At 56.1% G+C, this 5,945-nt stretch carries 8 protein-coding genes; 7 read left to right on the top strand and 1 reads right to left on the bottom strand.

What is annotated here, in order from left to right; translation table 11 throughout:
* From ACESMB_RS14280 to ACESMB_RS14300, 5 genes are all read left to right on the top strand, one after another.
* Positions 1-456, top strand: a 456-nt coding sequence (locus ACESMB_RS14280; protein ID WP_372971905.1) for a type II CAAX prenyl endopeptidase Rce1 family protein, incomplete at its 5' end; no start/stop codon positions are given.
* A 53-nt stretch (positions 457-509) separates the two neighbouring features.
* On the top strand, positions 510-629 hold the full coding sequence (locus ACESMB_RS14285; protein ID WP_372926753.1) for a DUF1330 domain-containing protein: 120 nt from the start codon (positions 510-512) through the stop codon (positions 627-629).
* 64 nt (positions 630-693) lie between these two features.
* Entirely contained in the window at positions 694-1,173 is a 480-nt protein-coding gene (locus ACESMB_RS14290; RefSeq protein WP_372971906.1) for an acyl-CoA thioesterase, read from the top strand.
* An 81-nt stretch (positions 1,174-1,254) separates the two neighbouring features.
* Complete coding sequence (locus ACESMB_RS14295) at positions 1,255-2,469, top strand: serine hydrolase domain-containing protein (protein ID WP_372971907.1); 1,215 nt, start codon at positions 1,255-1,257, stop codon at positions 2,467-2,469.
* 900 nt (positions 2,470-3,369) lie between these two features.
* Positions 3,370-3,762, top strand: coding sequence for a hypothetical protein (locus ACESMB_RS14300; protein ID WP_372971908.1), 393 nt, complete (start codon positions 3,370-3,372; stop codon positions 3,760-3,762).
* Between the two features lie 11 nt (positions 3,763-3,773).
* On the opposite strand, the gene ACESMB_RS14305 is transcribed toward ACESMB_RS14300, so the two are convergent.
* Complete coding sequence (locus tag ACESMB_RS14305) at positions 3,774-4,061, bottom strand: DUF3135 domain-containing protein (RefSeq protein ID WP_372925373.1); 288 nt, start codon at positions 4,059-4,061, stop codon at positions 3,774-3,776.
* Between the two features lie 172 nt (positions 4,062-4,233).
* On the opposite strand from ACESMB_RS14305, the gene ACESMB_RS14310 reads away from it, so the two are divergent.
* Both ACESMB_RS14310 and ACESMB_RS14315 read left to right on the top strand, forming a co-directional pair.
* A complete protein-coding gene (locus ACESMB_RS14310; RefSeq protein WP_372971909.1) occupies positions 4,234-4,656 on the top strand; it encodes a CAP domain-containing protein in 423 nt (140 codons plus the stop codon).
* A 98-nt stretch (positions 4,657-4,754) separates the two neighbouring features.
* Positions 4,755-5,942, top strand: coding sequence for a CaiB/BaiF CoA transferase family protein (locus ACESMB_RS14315; protein ID WP_372971910.1), 1,188 nt, complete (start codon positions 4,755-4,757; stop codon positions 5,940-5,942).
* Positions 5,943-5,945 lie beyond the last annotated feature (3 nt).

Raw genomic sequence — 5,945 nt, forward strand, 5'->3', positions numbered from 1 at the left:
GCCTGGGCACTGGTACCAGTCTTCGCAATCATAGCGGTGTCTGTTGGTTTCGGCGCCGGTCTATTTCAATTCGGGTGGCTGGATTCGTCAATCACGCCCGTGCTACCCATCATATTGTTTGTGTTCCCGTCGCTGCTCGAAGAGGCCTTCTTCAGGGGCGTACTGATACCGCGAAACATATTGGCGTCGGGACACGCAAAGGCTGCCTGGAGTGTGGCTATCAGCACGCTGGTATTCGTGGCGTGGCATCCGTTCAATGCGCTGGCGTTCAACCCCACGGCTATTTCCCTGTTTCTGAATCCGTGGTTTCTGGTTATGGTAGGGGCTATGGGTGTCACCTGCGGCTATGCTTATGCGGTTTCACGGTCTATCTGGATTCCGGTGATCATTCACTGGGCTGCGGTAACGGCTTGGGTACTTTTTCTTGGTGGCAGAAATCTTGTGCTGGAGCTGTGACTAAACCGGGACACATCTATTTTTCATGACCATCCGATTTAGATACTGTTGTTATCCGCTTTCCGGATGCAGGCTCCGTCGCTGATTGGCACAACTCCCCTGCTTATCGAGCTCTGGTGCCGTTACGCACCCAGGCAGCAGATGTGGATCTGGTGACTTTCGAGGGCGATTAATAAGTACAGTCACCAGCCAGCACCCGGGCAACTATACTGGATAGCAAACCACCAGAGAAACGCCATGGAAAACAATTCAACAAGCCTGAGCATGACCGTCCTGATGACGCCGGACAAAGCCAATTTCTCCGGTAATGTGCACGGCGGCACCCTACTGAAGTACCTGGACGAAGTCGCCTATGCCTGCGCCAGCCGTTACGCGGGGACGTATGTGGTTACCCTGTCCGTCGACCAGGTGATGTTCCTCCAACCCATCCACGTGGGCGAGCTGGTCACCTTTCTTTCCAGTGTGAACTTCACCGGCCGCACCTCAATGGAGATCGGCATCAAGGTGGTTGCCGAGAACATCCGCGACAAGTCGGTTCGCCATAGCAACAGCTGCTTTTTTACCATGGTGGCGGTTGATGACAACGGCAAAGCCGTCGCCGTGCCGCAGCTGGTTCCACATACTGATGATCAGATCCGGCGATTTGCCAACGGGAAGGAGCGCCGGGCAATTCGTGCCGAACTCGAGGAACGCTACAGGGCGCTACATACAAAATGAGACCGGCGCCCGAGACGCGAACAAGCCTCTCAGGAAAGTCAGTGTTCTCCCTTTAAAACCACACAAGACGATGCCTCCACTATGACGAAATCGAAACAGGTTACTGGCCTTTCGCCAGATCGCCTTTCTCACATTGAATACCATCTTGACCGCCGCTATATCCAGCCGGGGAAATTCCCCGGCGCGATGACACTGGTGGCCCGGCGTGGGGAAATTGCCTATCTGAAAGCTCAGGGGCTGATGGATGTGGAGCGCAACAAACCGGTCTGCCGTGATACGGTTTTCCGCATTTATTCCATGACCAAACCGATTACGTCTATCGCCATGATGCAGCTCTATGAGCAGGGGCGGTTTTTGCTGGATGATCCCGTACACAAGTATATTCCGGCCTGGAAGAACATGCGGGTTTACAAAAGCGGTGTCTATCCCAACTTCCTGACCGCACCTGCAACCAGCACCATGACCATTCGCGACCTGTTTACCCATATGTCAGGCCTGACCTACGGGTTCATGAACCGCACCAACGTTGACGCAGCCCATCGGGAGCTGAAACTGGATGGAAGCCGGGATATGACGCTGGAAGCCTTCGTCGGTCATCTGTCAGAGCTGCCGCTGGAGTTCTCCCCGGGTACAGCCTGGAATTATTCAGTCAGCACGGATGTGCTGGGGTATCTGGTGCAGCTGCTGGCTGATAAGCCATTTGATGAGTATCTGCGCGAGCATATCTTCGAACCACTAGCCATGCCCGACACCGGCTTTAATGTTCGTGACGATCAGCTTGAACGTTTCGCCGCCTGCTATCAGTACGATCCTGTCGATCAGTTCAAGCTGCAGGACGATCCGCACACGTCCCCTTTCCGGGACAAAAGGAAGTTTCTGTCTGGCGGCGGCGGGCTGGTTTCCACCATTGACGATTATTTCCACTTTGCCCAGGCACTCTGTCAGGGCGGTGAGTTTGGCGGGCGGCGGATTATTGGCCGAAAGACTCTGGAATTCATGCGCCGCAATCACCTACCCGGCAATCAGGACCTGCCAGGCCTTTCTGTCGGTGCGTTCAGCGAGACACCTTATTCCGGAAGTGGCTTCGGTCTGGGCTTTTCGGTCAAGACTGACGTCGCCAAATCCCAGATTAACGGATCGGTCGGCGAGTATGGCTGGGGTGGCCTGGCGAGTACCAACTTTTTTATCGATCCTGTGGAAGAGCTGGTGGTGATCTTCCTGACGCAACTGATTCCCTCATCGACCTACCCCGTCCGACAGGAATTGCGGGCTATTGTTAATGGAGCATTGGTTTAAAAACCGGGGCAGATTTAATCTACGCTGCTGATTACTCTGAGACCTCGAGAGAACAAAAATGACAGCCTACGTAATCGGCCAGATTACCGTAAAAGACCTCACCAAAGCTGAGTTACATTTTTTTACACTACGTGCGATACCGAACAGACCCGTCAAAGCCAAGGGCATATTGTGGACCCAGATAAGGCGAAGGAACAGCCGGGACAGGACGTCACATCATGCGCCGCAGGGATGAGGCGCAATCTTAACTCAGGATTGGGGGCCCTAGCGGCCTCTTTGGCAGAATGGCTATGGACCCGCAATGCCCTCATGCACCGGCCTCGCTTCCCGCGCAGGCCGTTTTTTTCATAACAGGCTGGGACAGATCAGATACTTGGTGCGTGCTATGACGTCCTTATTCCCCCGTTCATCGCAAGCTCTTGCTCTGCTGGTTCTCCTCGGTTTTTCCGGGTTCCTGCTGATCGGCGCTCAAACTCTGGTGAACAATATCGAGATATCCGCATCAAAAGCCCAGCTAATGCCTCAGCCCATCCCTGAATTCTCACCGCTTCGGGGTCAGTACGTTCCGTTCCAGAGTTACCACACGCCTCCCTTTTGACCTGTTCAGCATCCTCCAGTCTTCAACAGGCGAAGCCTGCAAGGTGAGGCTTTTCCCATCAACATCAACGAATCACCGGCTTCCTTTGTTACCCGAAGCCTTGTTGTCGACTTTTCAGGAGTTCAGGATGCAAAGGGTCAAAGTAGACCGGGAAGGCTTTGAGGAACTGCTGATTCAAGATCGCCAGATACACTCTGGTTGACGTCTTTGAGCTCCAGCCTGAATTTTTATCGCTACGGGGTGTATACGCCCCCTTCCAGAGTTACCATACGCCCCCTTTTGACCGATTCGGAATCCTCCTGATGTTCAAGTCCATTACCCTGGGAGCGCTGCTTGTGCTGCTGCTGGCGTTTCTAGGCTTCCAGTACTACATAACCGCCGTGCCCGATCTTGCGGAGCCTGTTTCTGTGGAGGAGACCCGGTTTATCGAGCGGGACAATTCACTGGTGGTAACACTGATAGACAGCAGTGGCGACCGCTTCACCCTGGGCCTGCGCGGTGACATCGACAAGGATCCGGAAGAGACTGCCCTCTTCTTCATCAGGAATCCGGACCTGGTGCCCTATGTGTATTGGCCTGGCCTTCGTAGCAACGATGAAAAACGGGTTCTCGAGCTGCTTGAGGACATGGTGGGAAACGAGACGCAGGATGGGGCGGCATCCCGGATTTATACGGTTCTTAAAAACCGGAACTGACGGGTAATGGCTTATCGATTCCGGAACTGCAGTACTTTTGCACCGGCACGTGCCGATGATTCAGGAGGGCACTGTTGAACCAGCAAGACCCGCTGCAGGCTGAGATACGATTCATACATCATGGCCTGAATCTCCAGCAGCGCCTTCATGGGATTGTCGGCCACCAAACGCCTGGCCTCGATCACGAACTGAAGGCCTTTCAGTCGGCGCTGATTTCGCAGGGAACCTCGGCGGATACAGTCTTCAATCAATTCTGAACGTAATATCTCGAAGCCTTCCGGATCACGCCATGGATCCACATCACTTTTTGCGCAGGCCCCGCTCCCTGCGCTTGCCGTTTTATGTTAAAACCCGGGGCTGGCCCGACACCTGGTAGATTTTATGACTTCGACATTTCCCCTTTCATCATATGCGCCTGCACTGCTGGTTCTTCTCACTTCTCCGGGGTTTGTGGTGGCCGGCGACTGCGAGATGGACGAAACCGATCGGGCTATGCTGGATCGGGTCAATGAGGCGCGCAGCGAGCCCCGAAAATGCGGCAACCAGGACTTTGACGCCGCAGAGCCGCTGTCCTGGGACTGCACGTTGGAAGATGCCGCCCTGGCCCATTCCAGGGATATGGTGGAGCTGGAGTTTTTCAGCCATACCAGCCCTGACGGTGTTCAGACCGGAAAGCGGGTAAGTGACAGAGGTTACCGCTGGTCGGCGGTGGGTGAAAATATTGCAAGTGGCCAGAACTCTGTCGATCGTGTCGTCGATGGCTGGCTTTCAAGCCCGGGACACTGCGCCAATATCATGAGCACCGAATACACCGAAATAGGTGCAGCGAGGGTCGAGGCACCGGGCTCGCAGTATTCCCCTTTCTGGACCCAGGTGTTTGCCCGACCGCGCTAGCCGCATTTCCCCGTTCATCCCTTACTCCTGCCCTGCCTCATGGCCGTATATCGTGTAGGATCCTGGTAATTGAATCCGCCACTAACAGGAGCATCCACATGACCGGCCCTCTCGACGGCGTTCGCATTATTGATCTGACCGCGATGATATCCGGCCCTCTGGCCACCATGATGTTGGCGGATCAGGGTGCAGAGGTGATCAAGGTGGAGAATCCGGCCGGCGGTGATTTCACCCGTTCCGCGGCCAACCGCCAGGGCGATATGTCTGCGCTGTATCTGAACAATAACCGCAACAAAAAGTCGGTGGCACTGAACCTGAAGGAGCCGGAGGGTCGCGCGGCGCTGCTGAAGCTGGTGGCAACGGCCGACGTGTTTGTTCAGAACTTTCGTCCGGGGGTTATCGAGCGGATGGGGCTGGGTGAGGAGGAATTGCGCAAGGTGGCTCCCGACCTGATCATGGTGTCGATCAGCGGTTTCGGTGATACCGGCCCCTACTCCCAGCGCCCGGTTTACGATCCCCTGATTCAGGGGCTGTCCGGCCTGGCCACGGTTCAGGCCGGCTCTGACGGGCGTCGCCCGCAACTGGTCAGAACCATACTGCCGGACAAGCTCACCGGCGTTACCGCCGCCCAGGCCATCACCGCTGCCCTGTTCGCCCGCGAACGCAGCGGCAAAACCCAGCATGTCCGATTATCCATGCTGGACGCCATCATCTCGTTTCTCTGGAGTTCGGACATGGGCAGCCAAACCTTTGTTCATGGGGAGCTTCCGCAACAGGAGGCAGCAAGCTTTCAGGATCTGATCTACGAGACAACCACCGGCTATATCACCATTGCCGTGCAGAATGATCGCGAATGGCAGGCGTTGATCCGTGCAGTCGATCGGCCGCAATGGGCGGAAGACCCACGCTTCAGAACGGCGGAGTTGCGGCAGCAAAACATCGACGCCCGCCTGGACCTGATCCAGTCGGTGATCAAAACCGATTCCGCCGCACACTGGCTGGCCCGGTTGGAGCAGGAACAGGTGCCCTGCGCACCGGTGCTCACCCGCACCCAGATGCTGGACCACCCACAGGTTCAGGCGAATGACCTGCTAGTAAACTACGAACACCCGCAAGCCGGGCAGGTCCGCCAGGCCCGGGGGCCGTCCCGGTTCTCGGGAGCACCAGATCAGGAGATGCAGGGAGCCCCGGCCCTGGGCCAGCACACACGATCCCTGCTTGCGGATTGCGGTTATTCCGACGACGAGATTCAGGAGTTGATTGATTCAGGCAAGGCGAGCGGCTGAATC

Origin of the sequence: Marinobacter sp. (assembly GCF_041686475.1) — a bacterium.
Lineage (GTDB): Bacteria > Pseudomonadota > Gammaproteobacteria > Pseudomonadales > Oleiphilaceae > Marinobacter.

What these genes read in the sequence shown, in the direction of transcription:
- ACESMB_RS14315 (WP_372971910.1), top strand. Translation starts at nt 4,755, where the DNA reads ATGACCGGCCCTCTCGACGGCGTTCGCATTATTGATCTGACCGCGATG.
- ACESMB_RS14290 (WP_372971906.1), top strand. Translation starts at nt 694, where the DNA reads ATGGAAAACAATTCAACAAGCCTGAGCATGACCGTCCTGATGACGCCG.
- ACESMB_RS14300 (WP_372971908.1), top strand. Translation starts at nt 3,370, where the DNA reads ATGTTCAAGTCCATTACCCTGGGAGCGCTGCTTGTGCTGCTGCTGGCG.
- ACESMB_RS14295 (WP_372971907.1), top strand. Translation starts at nt 1,255, where the DNA reads ATGACGAAATCGAAACAGGTTACTGGCCTTTCGCCAGATCGCCTTTCT.
- ACESMB_RS14310 (WP_372971909.1), top strand. Translation starts at nt 4,234, where the DNA reads ATGGACGAAACCGATCGGGCTATGCTGGATCGGGTCAATGAGGCGCGC.